Below are 19,508 nucleotides of genomic sequence, written 5' to 3' on the forward strand. Positions count from 1 at the left end.
CCTTCACGGTGCCGCAGCTGGCCCCTGGAAGTCGTGCCCTGCTGCTGTGGGCAGATCCGCTCTGAGCAGCGGGAATTCGCGCCCCCGGGATCGGGGGCACCGGTTCGGAGGTCTTCAGATCGAGGGTTGCAAGGCCCTAATCTGCTGAAGGGTTGGGAAATTCGAGAGAGGACACCGCATGACCTTCGTCGCCACCTCCACCGGCAGTGATGTCGGCAGCCTGGCCGCCGCCCTGTTGAAGCTGCTGGGCATCACGTCGATGTGCACGATCTCGGCGAACTGGGCCGGGTGCAACCCCGGCCAGGTCTGGTAGAGGGCTGATCCTCCACACGAACGACAGCGCCTCCCGAAGGTTCGGGAGGCGCTGTCGTGTGTGGAAGGTGTTGCGGGGCAGTGCTTTCTAGCCGCGATCGAAGGCGCGGGCGCGCAGCGAGCGTTCGATGCCCGCCTTGCCCTCGACCACCAGGCGGCGCAGCGCCGGCGGGTGGTCGCCGCCGAGGAACTTGTCGGCCACGGCGACGGCTTCCTCGGTGACGGCCCAGTGCGGGTAGAGGCCGACCACGACGGTCTGGGCGACCTCGCTGGAGCGGCGCTCCCACACCGAGGCGATATCGGCGAAGTAGCGCTCCACGTACGGGCTGAGCAGCTCGGACTGGCCCGCGGGCGCGAAGCCCGCGACGATGGCGCGCGCGGTGATGTTGGGCACCGTGTCGTCACCCATGACGGTGTCCCACGCCGATTCCTTGACCGCCGCCTGCGGGCGGGCGGTGGAGGCGGCGGCGGCCTGCCGGCGGCCCGCGGCGGTGTCGTCGCGGGCGAGTTCGGAGTCGATGACCGGGGTTTCGACGCCGTCGGAGTCGATGGCTCCGGCGGCGGCCAGCGCCTGGGTGATCCGCCAGCGCAGGTCGGTGTCGACGGTCAGGCCGGGCAGGTCCACGCCTTCCGGGTCGCCCGCGCGCAGCTGGCGCAGCACCTGGATGTGCTGCTCGGACAGCAGCGCACCGGTGAGCGCGTTGACGAACGCCAGCTGGTGGTCCGAGCCCGCACCGGCGCCGCGGGCCAGTTCCAGCAGCCGGTCGGCGTAGGCGGGCCAGCCCTCGGCGCGCGCCCACTCCGGGTCGGCGTAGGCGCTGAGTGCGGTGCTCGCCTGCATGAGAAGCCGCTGCACGACACCGATCTCGGTTTCCGCGCCGACGCCGCGCTGCACCAGCGCCACGAAGTCGCGGGCCTTCATCTCGGCCTGGCGGGTCATCTCCCAGGCCGCGGACCAGGCCAGGGTGCGGGGCAGCGGTTCGGCGATGTCGGCGATGCGCGCCACCACGGTGTCGAGCGAGTCGGCGTCGAGGCGGACCGAGCAGTAGGTGAGGTCGTCGTCGTTGACCAGCACCAGCGTGCCGCGGCCGACGCCGATCAGCTCGGGCACGTCGGTGCGCTCGGCGGCGTCCACGTCGAGCTCGACGCGCTTGGTGCGCACCAGCTTTCCGTCCTGGTCGTCGTAGATGCCGATGGCGAGCCGGTGCACACGCCGCTCACCGGCACCGGGCTCCGCGCCGTCCTGCACGACCGCGAAGGAGGTGAAGTTGCCGGCGGCGTCCACGGTGAAGTCGGGCCGCAGGATATTGAGGCCCGTGGTCTTGAGCCACTGCGCGCCCCAGTCGGACAGGTCGCGGCCCGACGCCTTCTCCAGCGCGCCCACCAGATCGTCGAAAGTGGCGTTGCCGTAGGCGTGTTCGGTGAAGTAGTCGCGCAGACCGGCCAGGAACGGCTCCTCGCCGACGTAGGCCACCAGCTGCTTGAGCACGGAAGCGCCCTTGGCGTAGGTGATTCCGTCGAAGTTGACCTCGACGGCGGCCAGGTCGGGGATGTCGGCGGCGATCGGGTGGGTGGAGGGCAGCTGGTCCTGCCGGTACGCCCACGACTTCTCGACATTGGCGAACGTGGTCCAGGCGTTGGTGTATTCGGTCGCGCCGACCTGGCACAGCACCGACGCGAAGGTGGCGAACGATTCGTTCAGCCACAGGTCGTCCCACCACTTCATGGTGACCAGATCGCCGAACCACATGTGCGCCATCTCGTGCAGCACGGTCTCGCAGCGGCGCTCGTAGGACGCGCGGGTCACCTTGGAACGGAAGACGTAGTCCTCGAGGAAGGTGACGGCACCGGCGTTCTCCATGGCGCCCGCGTTGAATTCGGGCACGAACAGCTGGTCGTACTTGCCGAAGGCGTAGGGCACACCGAAATTGGCGTGGTAGAAGCCGAAGCCCTGCTTGGTCTCGGTGAAGAGCCGGTCGTGGTCCATGAACGCGGCCAGCGAGGCGCGGCAGTAGATGCCGAGCGGGATCTCGCCGTGCGAATCCTGGTAGGAGTCGGTCCATTTCGCGTACGGCCCGGCGATGAGGGCGACCAGGTAGGTGCTCATGCGCGGGGTGGTGGCGAAGGTGTGGCGGACGACGGCGCCGAGCCGGTGGGTGTCGGTGACGGCCCCGTTGGAGATGACCTCCCAGTCCTCGGGCGCGGTCACGACGATGTCGTAGGTGGCCTTGAGGTCGGGCTGGTCGAAGCAGGCGAACATGCGCTTGCAGTCGGCGGTCTCGAACTGCGAGTACAGGTAGACCTTGTTGTCGGTGGGGTCGACGAAACGGTGCAGGCCCTCACCGGTGTTGGAGTACTCGCCGTCGGCCTCGATCACCAGCTCGTTGTTCGCGGCCAGGTCGGGCAGGGTGAGGCCCTGCTCCTCGTCGTAGCCGCTCACGTCCAGGTCGACGCCGTTGAGCACGGCCGAGCGCAGGCCCGCGCCCACGAAGTCGATGAAGGTCTGCGCACCCGGCGTCGCGGTGAAGGTCACCGTCGCCTTCGAGTGGAACGTCTCACTGCGAGGCGCGTCGGCGCTGGTGGGCTGGCCGGTGAGGTCCAGCTCGACCTTGTAGTTCTCCACCTGGACCGTGGCGGCGCGTTCGATGGCCTGCTCGCGGGTGAGATTCGGTGCGGACAAGGAGGCTCCTTAGCTCTCGGAGAACTGTGCGGCAGTAGCCAGCTTGCCATGCCCGGGGTCGCGCGGTTGGGCGTGTCCGATGCGAGGGCGGCCACCCACTAGGCTGGGCGGCGGCAGCTACCGCCCAGCACGAGGAGGACCGTTGAAGCACATCCACGCCGGTAAGGTGCGCGACCTGTACGAGGACGGCGATTCGCTGATCCTGGTCGCATCCGACCGGGTGTCGGTGTACGACGTGGTGCTGCCGACCCCGATCCCGGACAAGGGCGCGCTGCTCACCCAGCTGTCGAACTGGTGGTTCGGCTTCTTCTCCGATGTGCCCAACCACATTCTGTCCACCACCGACGTGCCCGCCGAGTTCGCGGGCCGCGGCGTGCGGGTCAAGCCGCTGAAGATGGTGAAGGTGGAGTGCATCGCGCGCGGCTACCTGACCGGCGGCGGCCTGGCCGAGTACAACCGCGCCGGCACCGTGTCCGGCATCGCGCTGCCGCCGGGCCTGCGCGACGGCGACAAGCTGCCCGAACCCATCTTCACCCCCACCACCAAGGCCGACGAGGGCCACGACGAGCCGATCAGCTTCGCCGACGTGGTGAACCAGGAGGGCAAGGAGGTCGCCGAGAAGCTGCGCGACCTGACCCTCGAGATGTATTCGCGCGGCGCCGACCACGCCGCCGCCAACGGTGTCATCATCGCCGACACGAAAATCGAACTCGGCTGGGACGGTGACGTTCTCACCGTCGGCGACGAGGTGCTGACCTCGGACTCCTCCCGCTTCTGGCCCGCCGACGACTACGAGCCGGGCCGGCCGCAGAAGTCGTTCGACAAGCAGTTCGTGCGCGACTGGTCCACCTCCACCGGGTGGAACAAGGAGTACCCGGGCCCGGAGATTCCGGCCGACATCATCGACGTGACCCGCCAGAAGTACAAGCAGGCCTACGAACTCATCACCGGCAACGCCTGGACCGGCGTCTAGGCCGGAACCGCCTCGGCGGCAAGGAAGTTCGTGACGAACTCGTCGGCCCGGCGCTCCAGATCGGCGTACTGGGCCACGCGCTCGGCGCCGACGGTGGCCGGGTCGATGAGCAGTTGCCCGTCGGCGTCGAGCCGCTGACGGCGTTCCTCGGCGTCGGGCAGCAGGCCGACGCTCGAGTGGGAGAAGCCGCAGTAGTAGGCGATTCCCATATTGAGCTGGCCCTCCAGTGACTGCTGGAGGAAGTCCACGAGTGGGTCGCCCGCGGCCATTCCGGCCAGGCCGAGCCACAGCATGCGCTTGCCCGCCAGGCGAGGCTTGCTGCGGCCGTAGGCGAATCCGTAGTTCCACACGCGGTCGATCCAGCCCTTGAGCAGCGCGGGGACGCTCGCCCAGTAGACGGGGAAGACCGCGATCACCACGTCGGCGGCGAGGATGCGGTCCATGTGCTGGTGGACCTCGGGGGAGTAGAGCTTCTCGCGATTGCCCCAGTCCGGCTGGTCGGCCTCGATCATGCGGGGATCGAAGCCCTCGGCCCGCAGGTCCAGCAGATCGACGCGGTAGCCGTCGGACTCCAGCCGGGCGACCGTGCGGGCGGCGAGGTGCGCGGTCAGGGAATCGGATCGGTGATGAGCGACCACGACCAGCGCGGTGCGGGCGGGCTGATCGATACCGTCGTGCGACAAGGGATTCCTCCTGGATCCGGGTGGTTGTTTGCTGTGCTCCCAGTACACCCGCCCGGATGTAGACGATCCATGGGTGAAACGCTCGGCCCGATAGGAATTCGTCTACCCTCGATGGGGTGGATCCTCTGAGTAAGTTGCTGAGCGGAATTCGAGCCGAAGGCGCCGTGGTCACCCACGCGGTGATGCCCGCGCCGTGGACGATCCGCTTCGCCGACCGCGCGCCACTGACGATGATCACCGTCATGCGCGGAGGCGGGACGCTGCTGCTGCCGGACGGTGACAGCCGGACACTCGAGGCAGGCGATACCGCACTGGTGCGCGGCCCGGGTGACTTCCGGCTTGTCTCAGGTGATTTCGACAGCGGCGCGCCCCGGGCGGGCGCTCCCGCTCCGGCCGAGTACGAGATCTCCTGCTTCGCCGCCGATTCCGAGTGCGCGGGTGAGGAACTCGGCGGAATCCACTGGGGCAGTGACGCCGACGCCACCGCCCTGATGGTGGGCGCCTACCGCACCTCCTTCCGCCGCCACGAACGTCTCCTGCGTGCGCTCCCAGCGGTATTGGTGGTCAGGGAGGACTACGAATCCTGCGGCTGGTACGAGTCGGCCGCCGCCTCCGCCGTCCTGCAGAGCGCGGGCTCGCAGGCCATGATGGACCGCCTGCTCGACTGGAGCCTGGTCTGCACCCTGCGCACCTGGTTCGACCAAGCCGGACCCGAAGCGCCGACCTGGTTCCGCGGCCTGGCCGATCCGGTCATCGCCCCCGCGCTGCAATCGATCCACACGACCCCCGGCACACCCTGGACCGTGGCCTCGCTGGCCGCCGAAGCCGGTGTCTCCCGGGCGCTTTTCGCCAAACGCTTCACCGCCGTGATGGGGCAACCGCCGCTGGCCTACCTCACCGAATCGCGGATGGACGAAGCCGAGGAACTCCTCACCGACACCGACCTGACCATCGCCCATATCGCCAAATCGGTCGGCTACGCGGATCCGTTCGGCTTCTCCGCCGCCTTCAAACGCCATCGCGGCGTGAGCCCCACCGCCTTCCGCACGTCCGCCGCCTGAGGCGCGCCGCGACAGAGACGGCGGCTCCGCGGCCACGTGCGCGGCGCCACCGCGCCGGGATGCGGACCCGCGGCATCGGGTTCGCCGGGCGGAAGCTCAACCACGGCGCAGGCGGGCGGCGCGGATGGTGAGGTAGTCGCGTTCGGGGAGGCTGGTGGTGCTGCGCGCGGCCGCCGTGTAGCAGGCGACGGCTTCCTCGTGGTCGCCGGCCATTTCGTGCAGGTGGCCGCGGACGGCGTCGAGGCGGTGGTTGCCCGGCAGCGACTCCGCGAGGGTGTCGGCGAGGTCCAGACCGGCCTGCGGCCCGTGCACCATGGCGGTGGCGACCGCTCGGTTGAGGGTGACCATCGGATTGGGTGACTGGCGTTCGAGGGCGTTGTACAGCAACAGGATTCGGGGCCAGTCGGTGTCCTCGGGCCGCAGCGCCTGCGCGTGCAGGGCGGCGATGGCGGCCTGGATCTGATAGGGGCCGATGAGTCCGCGGCTGACCGACGCGGTCGCCAGGCGCACGCCCTCGATGATCATCTCCCGATCCCACAGCCCGCGATCCTGTTCGGCCAGCGGGATCAGTTCGCCGTGCTCGCCGGTGCGGGCGGCGCGCCGGGCATCGGTCAGCAGGAGCAGTGCGAGCAGGCCGGTGACCTCGGGATTGTCCGGCAGTACGCGATACAGCGCCCGGGCCAGCCGAATCGCCTCGCTCGACAGGTCGCCGCGGCGTAATCGCTCACCGCCGCTGGTGTGGCCTTCGGTGAAGATCAGGTACAGCACCCGCAGCACGCTGTCGAGGCGCGTATTCCATTCCCCGCGTTGCCCGTTCGACTCCGCCGGCATGGCGAAGGGGCGGTCCTGCTCCGCGATGCGCTTCTTGGCGCGGGTGATTCGTTGCGCCATGGTGCGTTCCGGGAGCAGGAAGGCCCGGGCGATCTCCTCGGTGGTGAGCCCGCCGACCGCGCGCAGGGTCAGGGCGATCGCGCTCGCGGGCGACAGTGCGGGGTGGCAGCACAGGAAGAACAACGTGAGCGTGTCGTCCCGGTCCTCGGTCCCGGTGTCGCGGGCAGCGCGGCCGGTGACCGCGCCGCCCGGATCGGCCGTGCCGCGAATACCGGATGCCCCGGAGGTGTCGGCCGCCCGGCTCGCACTGTCCGCACCGGGTGCGGCGGCCAGCTGGTCGAGTCCCGTCTCCGACAGTGCGGCGATGACGGCGTCGGCGGGGTCGGGCGTCGCTGTGCCCAGGCGTTCCGGGTCGCGGATCGCGTCGGCGGTCTCGCGGTTGCGGCGGGCGGAGTCGGCGCGGATGGCGTCGACCATGCGGCGCGCGCCGACCTGGATGAGCCAGCCGCGCGGGTTGCCGGGCAGGCCGTCGGCGGGCCACTGGGTGGCGGCGGCGAGCAGCGCTTCCTGGAGGGCGTCCTCGGCGGCGTCGAAATCGCCGTAGCGGCGGACGAGCGCGCCGAGGACCTGCGGGGCGAGTTCGCGCAGCAGGTCCTCGATCGCGGTGTGCGGCATCAGAGTTCGGCGGCGGGGGCGCTCATGATCTGCCGGACCTCGATGTACTCGCCGATCGGCTTGCCGCCGGGGCCCGGAGCGGCCGAGGCCTGGGCCGCGATCTCGACGGCCCGGTCGGGAGTGTCGACGTCGACGATCCAGTACCCGGCCAGCAGCTCCTTGGTCTCGGGGAACGGGCCGTCGGTGACGACCGGCGCGGACCGGCCGTCGGAACTGACGGTGATCGCCTGCCCCGGGTCGGCGAGGCCCTGGGCCTCGACCAGCTCGCCGGACTTGGCCAGCTGCTCGCCCAGGGTGCGCTGGAAGTCGATGTGCGCCTGGATCTCCTCGGGCGCCCACTGGTGGATCGGGGTGTCGCAGAAAGCGGCCGGGGTGTAGGACTTGATCAGCATGTACTTCATGGTCGGCTCCTTCGTCGGCGCGCCGCGGTGGCGCTCTCGCATACAGGTCGGAGCCCCGCACGCCGGATCGACGTATCGCGCAGCCCAAGGTATGTGACGGTGGTCACAGAGCGTCCGGGTCCACGGCCCGGCCGCTCAGGATCAGCTCCTTGATCTTGTCGGTGACATCCCACACGTTCACGTTCATCCCGGCCAGCACCCGATTGCTCGGATCGAGCCAGTACGCCACGAACTCGCGTCCGGCCAGGTCACCGCGCACCACCACGCGCGCCTGCTGCTCAGGGGAGACGTAGCCGGTGTACTCCATCCCCAGGTCGTACTGATCGGTGAAGAAGTAGGGCAGCCGGTCGTACACCGCGGGCCTGCCGAGCATGGTCAGGGCTGCCACGGCGGGCTGGTTGAGCGCGTTCGCCCAGTGCTCCACCCGGATTCGCCGACCCAGCACCGGATGCTGCTGATCGGCGATATCGCCGACCGCGACGATATCGGGGTCCGAGGTGGCCAGGCTCTCGTCGACCAGGACCCCGCCGTCCACCGCCAGTCCGGCATCCGCGGCCAGCTCGATATTGGGTCGCGCACCCACTGCGACCAGCACCGCGTCCGCCTCGATCCGGGTGCCGTCGCCCAGGAGCACACCGGTCGCGCGGCCGTCGGCGGTGGTGATCTCGCTGACCTTCACGTCCGTGCGCAGGTCCACGCCGTGCGCGCGGTGCAGGCCCGCGAACACCTCACCCATCTCGGTGCCGAGCGCGGCCCGCAACGGAACCGAGTCCGCTTCCAGCACAGTCACTTCCACGCCCGCCGCGCGCGCGGCCGCCGTCACCTCGAGCCCGATCCAGCCCGCGCCGATCACCGCTAGCCGCTGGACCTCGCCGAACATGGCCAGCAGCGCGTCGGAGTCCTCGATGGTGCGCAGCACGTGCACGCCCCGCGCGTCCACCCCGGGCATGCGCAGCATGCGCGGTCGCGAGCCGGTGGCCAGCGCCAGTTTGTCGTAGGGCAGCGTCGTACCATCCGGCAGCGCAACAGTTTTGGTGCCACGGTCCAGTCCGGTCACCGTGGTGCCGGGCATCACCTCGACGTGATGGTCGCGGTACCACTGCGACGGGTCCACGGTGAAGTCGGGCAGCGACTTCTTGCCCAGCAGATGCTCCTTGGACAGCGGCGGGCGCTCGTAGGGCAGATGCTCCTCGGCGCTGACGAGGGTCACCGTGCCGTCGAAGTCATTGGCCCGCAAGGCTTCCGCGAGCTTCGCCGCGGCGAGTCCGCCTCCCGCGATGACGAACCTGGAACTGGTCATACCGAAACCTCCCTGCTCACGCGGCCGGGATCGATCCACCGGATGTGGCCATCCTCCCGGCGAGGCCGATATTTCGACCCTAGACCCGGCGAGTCGGGCGGAGCGGAAATATCGGCAACAATCCGGGTTGTTGCCTTAGGGGAACGGCCGTGTGTCGGCCGTCGACTGTGAAAGGACTTCCCTGTGAGCGACACCAAAAAGGACCGGGTCGACTTCTGGTTCGATCCGATGTGCCCCTGGTGCTGGATCACCTCCCGCTGGATCCTCGAGGTCGAGCAGGTCCGCGATATCGACGTCAACTTCCATGTCATGAGCCTGGGGGTGCTCAATGACGGCCGTGAGGGCCTGCCGCCGGAATACGTGGAGCTGCTGCGCAGCGCGTGGGGCCCGGTCCGGGTCGCCATCGCCGCCGCCCGCGACCACGGCGACAAGGTGCTGGCGCCGCTGTACACCGCCATGGGCACCCGCTTCCACAACCGTCGCGCCGAGTACGAGCAGGACGGGCCGCGCGCCGACCTGATCGAGGTCATCATCGCCGAGTCGCTGGCCGAGGTCGGGCTGCCCGCCGAGCTGGCCGCCGCGGCCACCTCCGTCGAATACGACGAGGAACTGAAGGCCTCGCACCACGCGGGCATGGACAAGGTCGGCCAGGATGTCGGCACGCCGACCATCCACATCAACGGCGTGGCCTTCTTCGGTCCGGTGCTCTCGCGCATCCCGCGCGGTGAGGTGGCGGGCAAGGTGTGGGACGGCGCCGTCGCGCTGGCCTCCTACCCGCACTTCTTCGAGCTGAAGCGGACCCGCACCGAGGACCCCGCCTTCGACTGAGGGCAGGGCTTTCGGTGATATAGCCGCAGATCGGGCGGGATCCGTGGACCCGGACCCCGCCCGATTCGTGCGATCAGCGCGGCCGGTACTCGTGGTACGTGGTGGTCTCGCCGTACTGAGGCGGAGGACCGCCGTACGGCTGCGGAGCGCCGTAGGGGCCGGCCACGGGCGGCCGCTGCGGGACGTCGGGCCGCCAGAACAGCTTGCCGTGGCGGCTGCGGTCGCGCAGCGCCCACATGCGCCAGGTCAGCACCGGATGGCTGGCCATGGCATTCGTCATCCAGACGAAGAAGCCCTTCTCCCGCGGCGCGCGGTCGGCCATCTCGTCGAAACTGACCAGATTGTTGAGGTACTTGCCCGCCGCCAGGGTCTGCATGGCCGTCGGCGCGCCCTGCGGTCGGTTGCAGAAGCCGTGATTGTCGGCCGTGTACTCCTGCGAGCGGATCAGCGAACTGCCCAGGATCGGCAGGAACGGGGCGAGGAACATGCCCAGCTGCCGCCAGTACGAGACGTGGCCCGCCGCGATGTGCCCGACCTCGTGGCCGATGATGAAGGCCAGCGCCTCGGGATTGCGTGCGGCGCCGCTGATCTCGAACAAGTCGCTGTAGACGACCACATAACGGCGGAAGCCGTGCCCGGAGGCGAAGGCGTTGATCTGGCCGTTGCCGGTGACCACGTAGGCGTCCGGGACCTGGGTCATGCCGAAGCGGGCCGCCGCCTCCTGCACCATGCGGAAGCCGTCGGGGAACTGGGTCGGCGACATCTTCACGCCGTTGACGCGCTGCGCCGCGTAGTTCATACCGCGGCCGAGGTAGACCAGCAGCGGCGCGAACACCAGCACCAGCACGATCTGGCCGGAATAGCCCGACACCAGCATGAGCAGCGCCAGCAGGTACGCCAGCGCGGTGGCGACGATCACGATCACCAGCAGCGGGATCTCCCAGCTGTGCCGCGCGGGCATCCCGAACGGGGACAGGCCGCGGCTGCCGGTCTGCACCACCGGCGGCGGTGGCGGCGAATACGGTTGCTGCGGAGCCCATCCCGGCGGACCCACCCGCGGATCCCAGCCGGACATGCCGGTGACGGGGTTCCACGCGGGCTGGGCGCCCGGGGGCTGCGCGGCGGGGTAGGACGTCGTCGGCTGGGCGTACCCGCCGGTCGGCTGCCCGGGGTGGGCGGCGGGCCGGCCCACGACGTCGCCGGTCGGATACGGCGGATACGCGCTCGCGGGTTGCGCGGGGTAGCCGCCCGCGGACAGGCCCGGGTGAACGGTCGTGTGATCGGCGGACGGATCTGCGCTCGGCTGCGGCTGCTCGCCGCTCGGCGGCTGTCCTTGATCTCCGCCGGCGGATTGCCCCCCGTAGGCGTTCGGCGTGGATGAACTGTCGTCGGACGTCATGCCTGGATAGTACGTTCGCGCGCGTCGGCGGGTCGTGCTCGCCGCGAGTGGCCCACACCTCGTATTCCACCGGTGACAGCCCCCTGCGTGGGCGGTCGTGCGCGGGCTGACAGAATCGCAGCCATGCGCGTATACCTGGGTGCCGACCATGCCGGCTTCGAACTGAAGAACCACGTCAAGGCTCATCTGGAGGGCCAGGGCCACGACGTCGTCGACTGCGGCGCGCTGGAATACGATGCCCTCGACGACTATCCGGCCTTCTGCATCGAGGCGGCCCGCCGCGTCGTCGCCGAGCCCGGCTCGCTGGGCTTCGTCTTCGGCGGCTCCGGCAACGGCGAGCAGATCGCCGCCAACAAGGTGCCCGGCGCGCGTTGCGCCCTCGGCTGGAGCGTGGAGACCGCGCAGCTCGCCCGCCAGCACAACAACGCCCAGCTGCTCGGCATCGGCGGCCGCATGCACTCCACCGAGGAAGCCCTCGCCATCGTCGACGCGTTCATGACCACCGAATGGTCCGACGAGCCGCGCCACCAGCGCCGCATCGACATCCTCGCCGAGTACGAGAAGACCGGCGTCGCCCCCGCGCTGCCGAACTGACCTGTGCCGGAAGGCCATACGCTGCACCGCCTGGCGAAGCTGCACGACAAGCGCTTCGCCGGCGGTCAGGTCCGAGTCTCGAGCCCCCAGGGCCGCTTCGCCGACGGCGCGGCCCTCATCGACGGCCGCGTCCTCACCCGCGCCGAAGCCTGGGGCAAACACCTGCTCCACCACTACGATTCGGGCGTCACCCTGCACGTCCACCTGGGTCTGTACGGCAAATTCACCGAATCCGCCGTCCCCATGGACGCTCCCGTCGGCGAGGTCCGCATGCGCCTGATCGGCGCGGGCCGGTCCGGCGAAGCCCACGGCACCGACCTGCGCGGACCGGCCGCCTGCGACATCCTCCACGACCCGGAGGTCGCCGCCCTCACCGCCCGCCTCGGCCCCGACCCGCTGCGCCGCGACGCCGACCCCGACCGGGCCTTCGCGCGAATCCAGCGCTCCCAGCGCCCCATCGGCGCGCTTCTCATGGATCAGAAAGTCCTGGCCGGAGTGGGCAACGTGTATCGCGCGGAAGTGCTGTTCCGCCACAACATCGCACCGCACCGCCCCGGAAAGTCCCTGAGCCGCACCGAATGGGACGCGCTCTGGTCCGACCTGGTCGACCTCATGAAGGTCGGCGTCCGTCGCGGCTTCATGCACGTCGTCCGTCCCGAACACGACCACGGTGCCCCCTCCTACGCCGCCGACCGCCCCCGCACCTACGTCTACCGCCGCCTCGGCGAACCCTGCCGCCTGTGCGGCTCCACCGTCGTCCACACGGTGATGGAAGGCCGAAACCTCTTCTGGTGCCCCACCTGCCAGTCGAGTTGAACCGTGTGGCACGAACGCACCACCGCAGTCCTTCAGATATGGGCTCACGCCGATCAATTCACGCCCGCTTCCGCCCTCGCGCCGTTGGAGGTCTCGACTCACCGCGCGCGAAACTCGACGTATCAAGCGTCTTCCAGCTCGGCCCAGTGAATTATGTTGGGCGGCATGCTCAGAACGAGGCGGCATCTGCTGGGTCTGGTCGCCGTGACGACCGTTGTGGCCGCGGCGTCGGCCTGCGGGAATCCGCCGGAGGCGGCTGCGCCGCCCGCCAAAGCCCTCCGTCACGACCTCGAGCCCTTGACATCCCGATGGCCGGCCCTCGTGCAACCCGTGTCCGCGACGTGGGCCGCGGGCGTTCAGGGGATGGAGACCACGCCCTCCCGCATCGAGGCTCCCGGGCCGTCCGACTACTGGCTTCAGGCCATCGTGACCCTCGACCCCGCGGTGGCCGAATCTCTTCGCACGCGGATCATCACGGACCCGGCCGCCTCGGCGGCGCCGAATCCGGTTCCCTGGCTCCGCGCGGAACTCGCGCCATCGCTGCCCGCCGGCGAGTATCGGACGAGTCGTGAGCTCGATGCGGAGTTCGTCACTTCCGAGTTCAAAACCCTTGTCTATCTGCAGGTTTCGGGGAGTGTGCTGGTGCTTGCCGCCTACACCTCGTGACCGGCGCTCACGCACCGGGGAGGGATTGCGGGAGGCCGAATGTGGGGAGGACGGTGTTCTCGAATCGGGTCAGGGCGCTGATGCGGTCGCCGGTGAGGGTGAGGACGAAGAGGCCGGATCCGTGGGTGCCGAGGGAGGGGCGTCGGTAGACGCCGAAGGCGGGTTGACCGTTGGCTCGTGTCGGCACCAGTTCGAATCGGTGCGCCGAGTCGAAAACGAGGGCGAAGAAGCGGGCCACGAGGTCTCGTCCTCGGTATTCCAGGGGGATCGGTGGCATCGACATGAAGACGTCGTCGGTCAAGAGCGCGACCAAGGCGTCGATGTCGGCGGATTCGTAGGCGGTGACGAACTTCGCCACGATCGCGTCCTCGGCAGGTGAGTCGCCGGCGGGCGGGCACGGGGCTGTGGTCGGCGGCAGACGGTTCTGCATTCCGGCACGCGCGCGTTTGAGGGCGCTCTTGACCGATTCGACGGTGGTGTCGAGCATGTCGGCTACTTCGTTCGCGTGGAATCCGAGGACGTCGCGCAGGATGAGGACGGCGAGCTGGCGGGGCGGCAGGATCTGCAGGGCGGTCACGAAGGCCAGGGAGATGGATTCGGATTGCTCGTAGCGCGCCTCCGGGCCGAGCGGCACGCTGATCGCACCGTCCAGCAGTGCGTCGGGATAGGGCTCGAGCCAGTGGATCTCGCCGAGTCCCGTGGGTTCCGGCAGGTCGAATCCCGGGACGTCCCACTGTTTCGCGGGGCGTCGGCGAGCGGAGCGCAGCGCGTCGAGGCACCGATTGGTGGCGATGCGATACAGCCAGGTGCGCAGCGAGGCGCGCCCGTCGAACCGTTCGAGACCCCGCCACGCGGCGAGCAGCGTGTCCTGCACAGCGTCCTCGGCATCCTGAAACGATCCGAGCATCCGATAGCAGTGCACCTGCAGCTCGCGACGGTGCGGCTCGGTCAGCGCCCGGAACGCCTCGCCGTCCCCGCCCCGCGCCCTCGACAACAGATCCGTTCGCACCGACTCCACTCCCGCCACCTCATTCCCTGTGCGTAGTCCCATCCCGTATGGACGTCGGCGGCGGCGCGAAAGGGTCGGTCGCGGAGCGCCCCCTTCGACAATGCCCCACCGTCCACACCTGTGACAGCCGACAACATCGTCCAAGGAGCAGGAAATGGGAAAGATCGTCATCAGCTCGAACGTCACTCTCGATGGAGTGGTCCAGGACCCGGACGGCGCGGAAGGCTTCGCGCTGGGTGGCTGGTTCCACCGGTTCGCGGGGAGCAAGGATCTCGAGGACTGGGCCGCCCGGGAGACGGCGGAGCTGCTGGGCGTCGACGCGCTCCTCCTGGGCCGGCGGACCAGTGAGTGGTTCGAGTCCCGGCTGCGACCGGGCGGCGGCGCGGAAGCCCGCGTGAGCCCCGAATGGGCGGACAGGATGAACAGCATCCCCAAGTACGTCGTGTCGTCGACCCCCGAACCTCCCCGGTGGAACAACACCACGGTCCTCAACGGTGATGCGGTCAAGGAGATTTCGGAGCTCGAGCGTACGGTCGCCGGGGAGATCCTGGTCTACGGCAGCTACCAGCTGGTGCGCACCCTGCTGGAACAGAACCTGGCCGATGAACTGCGGCTGGTTGTTTTCCCGGTCGTGCTGGGAACCGGGCTGCGCATCTTCGACGAGACCGGCGGCAAGCCGCTGCGCCTGGTCGACACCCGACAGATGGGTGACGGCCTGGCGTTCCACACCTACGAGTTCGTGCGAGGCTGACCGCCGCGGACGACGCCCCGGTCCGGGTTATGCCCGGGCCGGGATGCGGCGTTTCAGGAGTCGGGCGAGGGCCAGGGTGAGCAGGACGGCGGTGGCGAGGATGTAGATGTCGCCCGGGAGATGCTGCCACCAGTGCCAGTGGAGTTCTTGGTGTTTGCCGTTCGGGACTATGCCGGGACCGATGAGGAAGAACAGGGCGAAGGTGGCGATCAGGGCATAGGTGGCGGGGGCCGGGCGGGTGGTGGTCCAGGCGATGGCCGCTACCAGGGCGGGGGCTGCCCAGACCCAGTGGTGGGTCCAGGAGACGGGGGAGACGAGGAGGAGGACGGCGGCGTTCACCAGGAGGGCGGCGACGGTGAGGACCGTTATGGGGGCGGGAGCGGGGACGCCCGCTTCGGCCGCGTCCTTGCGCTCGAGACCGGTCAAGTGGTGCATGAGGTACGCGCCCGCTGCCGCTGCCAGCAGGCCGAGGCCGAGCCAGACGATGGTGGCGGTGGAGGAGGAGAAGCCGAACAGGCGGAAGGCCATGCCCTTGAGGGACTGGTTGCCGACGTAGTCGGGGGAGCCGATGCGGTTGGTGTCGATGACGGCGTGGAACCAGTAGTCGCGGGATTCGTCGGGGAGCACGACGAAGCCGGCGGCGACGACGCCGAGGGCGGTGGCCGTCGCGGTGGCGGCGGCTTTCCAGTCGCGGCGGATGAGGAAGTAGAGGATGAACGCGGCGGGGGTGAGTTTGGTGACGGCGGCGATGCCGACCAGGACGCCGCGGGGCCAGCGGGGCTTCTCGGTGAGGCAGTCCAGGGCCACGGCGGCCATCAGGACCAGGTTGATCTGGCCGAACCACAAGGTGGTCCGGACCGGTTCGACGGCCAGCATGAGGACCACGGCGGACACCGTGAGGGTGAGTTTGAGGCGGGAGTCCAGGTCGGGGCGGACGCGGGACATGACCAGCCAGAGGGTGACGCCGAGACAGGCCAGGGAGCTGGCGGTCACCAGGAGTTCGGCCAGCCAGAGCGGGACGATCGCGAGGGGGATCATCAGGACCGCGGCCGACGGCGGGTAGGTGAACGGCAGGTCGGTGTGGCCGGCGACGGGGAGGGTCGGGCCGTAGAGGGTGCCGTGCTCGAGCCAGCCGCGGGTGTCGATGCGATACACCTGCAGGTCGAGGAAGCCGTGCATGGCGGAGAAGATCGCCGTGATCGCCAGCGTCAGCAGAATACCGATCACGATCGGAATGCGAGGCAGGCCCGCGCGGCCGTCAGACTTGAGAGTGCGCAGCAAGCTCTGTTGCCCCGCCCGCGTAGTGATCATCAGGGAGAGGGTAACCCTTTCAAGGTTCGGGCAAAGATGTCCGGATTGCGTTGGGAGAGCGGTTAATCGACGGCAAATCCATCGATGGGTGTTCGGCCTCCCCAGTGCGCCAACCGGCTGCCCGGACGCGCGAACCAGGTCGCGTAGAAGAGGAACGATACGGCCGCCAGCGAGCCCAGCACGAGCGCCCCCGCGAGGACCGGATACGCGGCCATGGTGTTGGCCAGGAACCGATAGGCCAGCAACAATCCGGCGAGTACCGCCGCGCCGAGCGACACCATGCGGACACGCGGATGTTCCCACCCGCGTTCGGGATCGCGCAGCGCCGACTCCACCGTCATGCACAGCACCGCGCCCGCCACCAGGTCACTGCCGTAGTGGTAGCCGAACCCGAGCGTCGCCAGCAGCGTGCACACCAGCCAGAACGTGCCCGCCCAGCGCAGCCACCGCGGTCCGCGGCGGGAATGGATGAACAGCGCGGTCGCCCACGCGGTGTGCATGGACGGCATGCAGTTGCGGGCCGTCTCGGAGTCGAAGAGCATCGGCTGCGGATCGGTGGTGAACGCGGGCCACACCTGCGGCCAGTCCCCGATCTCCAGCCCGTGCCCGAGCGGCCCGTACGCGAACACCGGCCCGACGACCGGGAACAGCACGTACCCGAGCGGCCCGATCACGCCCAGCAGCAAGAACGTTCGCACCAGGTGGTGCCGCGGCCACGAGCGCGTCGACACGTGACGCAACTGCCACACGGCCACGACCACCGCCGCCACCGGCAATTGGATATAGACGACATGCAGTACATGTGAGGGGATCGGACCGAGCGTGTCCAGCAGCCGCCCGACCACCCACGCCGGTTCCCCCAGCGCCCGGTCCGCGAGCTGCACGTACTGATCGAGGACCCGCGGCCCGGCGACGATGCTCACCATCAGCCAGGTGTCGGCGAGTTTGGACGCCATGACGAGCAACACGCCGAACGCTATGGCCTGCAAGGCGGTCCGGCGACGCTCACCTTCCCATCGGAGCACGACGACCGTCAGCGCGGTGAGCGCGAGAGTCGGCCCGGTCCCGATCGACACATGCCAGCCGCAGGCCACCTGTAGCCCCAGAGTCAGCAGATCCAGCACTCCCGCGGCAACCAGTGCGATCACCCGGGTGCGGGCGGGCACCCCGATGCAGGCGAGCCCGAGTCCTGCCCACGACACCGCCGCCGACTGCGGATTGGCGAAGTAGTCGTCGACCAGGCTGCGCAGCGGTCCCATCACGCCGTGGGCGGAGGCCCACGCCTGCGCGATGGCCAGCAAAAGCACAGCGACACCCAGCCCGGCGGCCGGGACGAGTCGAGAACGCGTCTCGCGGCCGGACAGTACCGAGCCGGAAACGTTCATCTTGTCGTCGACCAGCACCGTAAATCGATAACACAGTGCAAACGGAGGCACAACATCCGGTTACCGGAATCCGGATTCCGGGTGACTCGACACACCCGGGCGACGAGAGAGATGGGACACAGCCGGGACGACGGACGGCGCGCCGCACCGCGATCGCCGTGCGAGTGCAGTGAATTGTCCGCTTCTACCAGTGAAATCGGGATGGAGCGGCTCGAAAAATGGTCGGGGTGACAGGATTTGAACCTGCGACCCTCCGCTCCCAAAGCGGATGCGCTACCAAGCTGCGCTACACCCCGTTGCGCGTCGGATCGACGCTCCCGCAGAACGGGAAAGAGCGGGTGACGGGAATCGAACCCGCACCATCAGCTTGGAAGGCTGAGGTTCTACCATTGAACTACACCCGCAGTCACCGCATCCGTGGATGCCGTGTGCGTCAGCACTGTACCGAACCTCACTCCCGGAATGCCAATCAGGTCGTGTCTGCGCACGTCGCGGCCGGTCGGGACCGGCCTCCGGCGCGTCGCGGAAAACATGCCGAATTCGGGTGTAACACCGGAGCTCGGCCAGCGATGAGACATCCGATCGCCATTCGCGAGACAGTGGGAACCTGTTCTGAATCAGGGGTTTTCGATGTCGGGTGGCTTGCTAGGATCCTTTTTGTCCGGACGGGGGTATCTGGAAAGGGGGCGGTGAGCATGCACCACTGGTGTGGCCGACCGCGTAGTAGTGAGTTCGATCCGAAGGGCGTGACCGGCGCGCACGCCGGCCCCGACATCACGTACGCAGGGTGAGCGCGCATGCCCATCCGTCTCGATACCCGAACCTCCGCCATCGTGGCGGCGACCATCCGGGAATGGGTGCGGTCGGTGCACCCCGGCGCGAGCAGCGCCGCACTGGGCCAGGCGCCCAGCGTTCCCTCCGCTGACCTCGAGCGCATCTTCGGCGGCGTCATCGACGAACTGCTGGAATTGGCGGGCTCCGAACCGTTTCCGGTGCGCTCGGCCCGTCGGATCGGGCGCAGCCTCGCCGACGCCCCGTTCGAGCGCACCCGCATGCTCGCCCCCGCCAGCCGCGCGCTGCTCGGGCTCGCGCCGGGCGTGCGCGGGTCGCTGATCGCGACCCGCTGGTCGTTCATCGCCAGCCAGGCCATCGACGCCTACGCCGAGGCGCTGCAGCAGCGCGCCCTGGTTCAGCAGGAGCGCAGCCTGTCCGAGGCGGTGTCGGTGCGCGTGCAGGAGATCGCGGCCCTGCAGACCCGGCTGCGGCACGAGGCCACCCACGACGCGCTCACCGATCTGGCCAACCGCTCGCTGCTGCAGGAGCGGGTGCGGGTGATGGCCGCCGATCCGGCGCGCGGCGTCGGGCTGCTGCTCATCGACCTGGACGATTTCAAGGCGATCAACGACAACTACGGCCATACCGTCGGCGACGAGGTGCTGGTCAGCATCGCGCAGCGGCTTAGGGCGGCCTGTCCGCCGGAGACGGTGATCTCCCGCTACGGCGGCGACGAGTTCGTGGTGGCCCTGCCCGCGCGCCGCAATTCGCTCAGTGAGCTGGCCATGCGGGTGCTGGCGGCGCTGTGCGAGCCGGTGCCCACGGCCGCCGGATTCGTGCCCGCGTCGGCGAGTGTCGGCACCGCGTTCTGCCCGCCCGGTCGCGAGTGTGATTTCTCGGACCTGCTGCGCAGTGCGGATCGGGCCATGTACTCGGCGAAAACCGCTGGCAAACGACAGTTCGCGGTGTCGGAGCCGGACGAAGAGGAGGTTGATCCAGCCGGTCATACGACCCGCTTCGCCGCGGTAGCCGGCTAGGGCCGAGGATTCAGCGAACCCA

Annotated in this window: 18 protein-coding genes and 2 tRNA genes; 9 read left to right on the forward strand and 11 right to left on the reverse strand. The window is 69.2% G+C overall.

All coding sequences use genetic code 11. The annotated features are described in order from the left end of the window. Window positions 1-178: 178 nt before the first annotated feature. Window positions 179-313 carry a hypothetical protein gene (locus ACFRAQ_RS18670; protein WP_357279899.1) on the forward strand — a complete coding sequence of 45 codons (135 nt, stop codon included), beginning with the start codon at window positions 179-181 and terminating at the stop codon, window positions 311-313. 87 nt (window positions 314-400) lie between these two features. Here ACFRAQ_RS18670 and pepN read toward each other — a convergent pair whose 3' ends face one another. Next, complete coding sequence (gene pepN, locus ACFRAQ_RS18675; RefSeq protein ID WP_379101147.1) at window positions 401-2,992, reverse strand: aminopeptidase N; 2,592 nt, start codon at window positions 2,990-2,992, stop codon at window positions 401-403. 142 nt (window positions 2,993-3,134) lie between these two features. Between pepN and ACFRAQ_RS18680 the strand changes: the two genes are divergently transcribed. Beyond that, the gene (locus ACFRAQ_RS18680; protein WP_379101149.1) at window positions 3,135-3,965 is read left to right on the forward strand and encodes a phosphoribosylaminoimidazolesuccinocarboxamide synthase; all 831 of its coding nucleotides are present in this window, start codon (window positions 3,135-3,137) and stop codon (window positions 3,963-3,965) included. Here ACFRAQ_RS18680 and ACFRAQ_RS18685 read toward each other — a convergent pair. Continuing rightward, a complete protein-coding gene (locus tag ACFRAQ_RS18685) occupies window positions 3,962-4,648 on the reverse strand; it encodes an NAD(P)H oxidoreductase (protein WP_379101151.1) in 687 nt (228 codons plus the stop codon). The two genes, ACFRAQ_RS18680 and ACFRAQ_RS18685, sit on opposite strands and share 4 nt — an antisense overlap. A gap of 116 nt (window positions 4,649-4,764) precedes the next feature. Here ACFRAQ_RS18685 and ACFRAQ_RS18690 point away from each other — a divergent pair, with 116 nt between their 5' ends. After that, on the forward strand, window positions 4,765-5,709 hold the full coding sequence (locus ACFRAQ_RS18690) for an AraC family transcriptional regulator (protein WP_379101153.1): 945 nt from the start codon (window positions 4,765-4,767) through the stop codon (window positions 5,707-5,709). A 96-nt stretch (window positions 5,710-5,805) separates the two neighbouring features. On the opposite strand, the gene ACFRAQ_RS18695 is transcribed toward ACFRAQ_RS18690, so the two are convergent. The 3 genes from ACFRAQ_RS18695 to ACFRAQ_RS18705 form a co-directional block, all read right to left on the reverse strand. Next, window positions 5,806-7,215 (reverse strand): RNA polymerase sigma factor, encoded by a 1,410-nt coding sequence (locus tag ACFRAQ_RS18695; RefSeq protein WP_379101155.1) that lies wholly within the window; start codon window positions 7,213-7,215, stop codon window positions 5,806-5,808. Further along, a complete protein-coding gene (locus ACFRAQ_RS18700) occupies window positions 7,215-7,616 on the reverse strand; it encodes a YciI family protein (protein WP_379101157.1) in 402 nt (133 codons plus the stop codon). Before ACFRAQ_RS18700 ends, ACFRAQ_RS18695 begins: the two co-directional genes overlap by 1 nt. Window positions 7,617-7,719: 103 nt before the next feature. After that, a complete protein-coding gene (locus ACFRAQ_RS18705) occupies window positions 7,720-8,916 on the reverse strand; it encodes an NAD(P)/FAD-dependent oxidoreductase (protein WP_379101159.1) in 1,197 nt (398 codons plus the stop codon). 183 nt (window positions 8,917-9,099) lie between these two features. Here ACFRAQ_RS18705 and ACFRAQ_RS18710 point away from each other — a divergent pair, with 183 nt between their 5' ends. Further along, window positions 9,100-9,744: a DsbA family protein gene (locus ACFRAQ_RS18710; RefSeq protein ID WP_379101161.1), complete on the forward strand. Its 645-nt coding sequence runs from the start codon at window positions 9,100-9,102 to the stop codon at window positions 9,742-9,744. Window positions 9,745-9,817: 73 nt separating this feature from the next. Here the strand turns inward: ACFRAQ_RS18710 and ACFRAQ_RS18715 are convergent, their stop codons facing one another. After that, window positions 9,818-10,819, reverse strand: a complete 1,002-nt coding sequence (locus ACFRAQ_RS18715; protein WP_379102153.1) for a M48 family metallopeptidase — start codon at window positions 10,817-10,819, stop codon at window positions 9,818-9,820. A gap of 447 nt (window positions 10,820-11,266) precedes the next feature. Between ACFRAQ_RS18715 and ACFRAQ_RS18720 the strand changes: the two genes are divergently transcribed. The 3 genes from ACFRAQ_RS18720 (at window position 11,267) to ACFRAQ_RS18730 (ending at window position 13,219) form a co-directional block, all read left to right on the forward strand. Then, window positions 11,267-11,737, forward strand: coding sequence for a ribose-5-phosphate isomerase (locus ACFRAQ_RS18720; RefSeq protein WP_357090280.1), 471 nt, complete (start codon window positions 11,267-11,269; stop codon window positions 11,735-11,737). A gap of 3 nt (window positions 11,738-11,740) precedes the next feature. Beyond that, window positions 11,741-12,553 carry an Fpg/Nei family DNA glycosylase gene (locus tag ACFRAQ_RS18725; RefSeq protein WP_379101164.1) on the forward strand — a complete coding sequence of 271 codons (813 nt, stop codon included), beginning with the start codon at window positions 11,741-11,743 and terminating at the stop codon, window positions 12,551-12,553. A gap of 165 nt (window positions 12,554-12,718) precedes the next feature. Next, the gene (locus ACFRAQ_RS18730) at window positions 12,719-13,219 is read left to right on the forward strand and encodes a hypothetical protein (protein ID WP_379101166.1); all 501 of its coding nucleotides are present in this window, start codon (window positions 12,719-12,721) and stop codon (window positions 13,217-13,219) included. Between the two features lie 7 nt (window positions 13,220-13,226). On the opposite strand, the gene ACFRAQ_RS18735 is transcribed toward ACFRAQ_RS18730, so the two are convergent. Next, window positions 13,227-14,228, reverse strand: coding sequence for a sigma-70 family RNA polymerase sigma factor (locus tag ACFRAQ_RS18735; RefSeq protein ID WP_379102156.1), 1,002 nt, complete (start codon window positions 14,226-14,228; stop codon window positions 13,227-13,229). A 154-nt stretch (window positions 14,229-14,382) separates the two neighbouring features. On the opposite strand from ACFRAQ_RS18735, the gene ACFRAQ_RS18740 reads away from it, so the two are divergent. Further along, entirely contained in the window at window positions 14,383-14,979 is a 597-nt protein-coding gene (locus tag ACFRAQ_RS18740) for a dihydrofolate reductase family protein (protein ID WP_379101168.1), read from the forward strand. A gap of 27 nt (window positions 14,980-15,006) precedes the next feature. Here the strand turns inward: ACFRAQ_RS18740 and ACFRAQ_RS18745 are convergent, their stop codons facing one another. The 4 genes from ACFRAQ_RS18745 to ACFRAQ_RS18760 form a co-directional block, all read right to left on the reverse strand. Beyond that, window positions 15,007-16,290 carry a glycosyltransferase family 87 protein gene (locus tag ACFRAQ_RS18745; protein ID WP_379101170.1) on the reverse strand — a complete coding sequence of 428 codons (1,284 nt, stop codon included), beginning with the start codon at window positions 16,288-16,290 and terminating at the stop codon, window positions 15,007-15,009. Between the two features lie 62 nt (window positions 16,291-16,352). Beyond that, entirely contained in the window at window positions 16,353-17,675 is a 1,323-nt protein-coding gene (locus ACFRAQ_RS18750; RefSeq protein WP_379102158.1) for a phosphatase PAP2 family protein, read from the reverse strand. 219 nt (window positions 17,676-17,894) lie between these two features. Further along, window positions 17,895-17,971: transfer RNA gene (locus ACFRAQ_RS18755), tRNA-Pro, on the reverse strand. Between the two features lie 37 nt (window positions 17,972-18,008). Further along, a tRNA-Gly gene (locus ACFRAQ_RS18760) sits at window positions 18,009-18,079 on the reverse strand. A 393-nt stretch (window positions 18,080-18,472) separates the two neighbouring features. Here ACFRAQ_RS18760 and ACFRAQ_RS18765 point away from each other — a divergent pair. Next, window positions 18,473-19,486 (forward strand): GGDEF domain-containing protein, encoded by a 1,014-nt coding sequence (locus tag ACFRAQ_RS18765; RefSeq protein ID WP_357090265.1) that lies wholly within the window; start codon window positions 18,473-18,475, stop codon window positions 19,484-19,486. Window positions 19,487-19,508: the final 22 nt, after the last annotated feature.

Source organism: Nocardia sp. NPDC056611, assembly GCF_042792755.1.
GTDB lineage: Bacteria > Actinomycetota > Actinomycetes > Mycobacteriales > Mycobacteriaceae > Nocardia.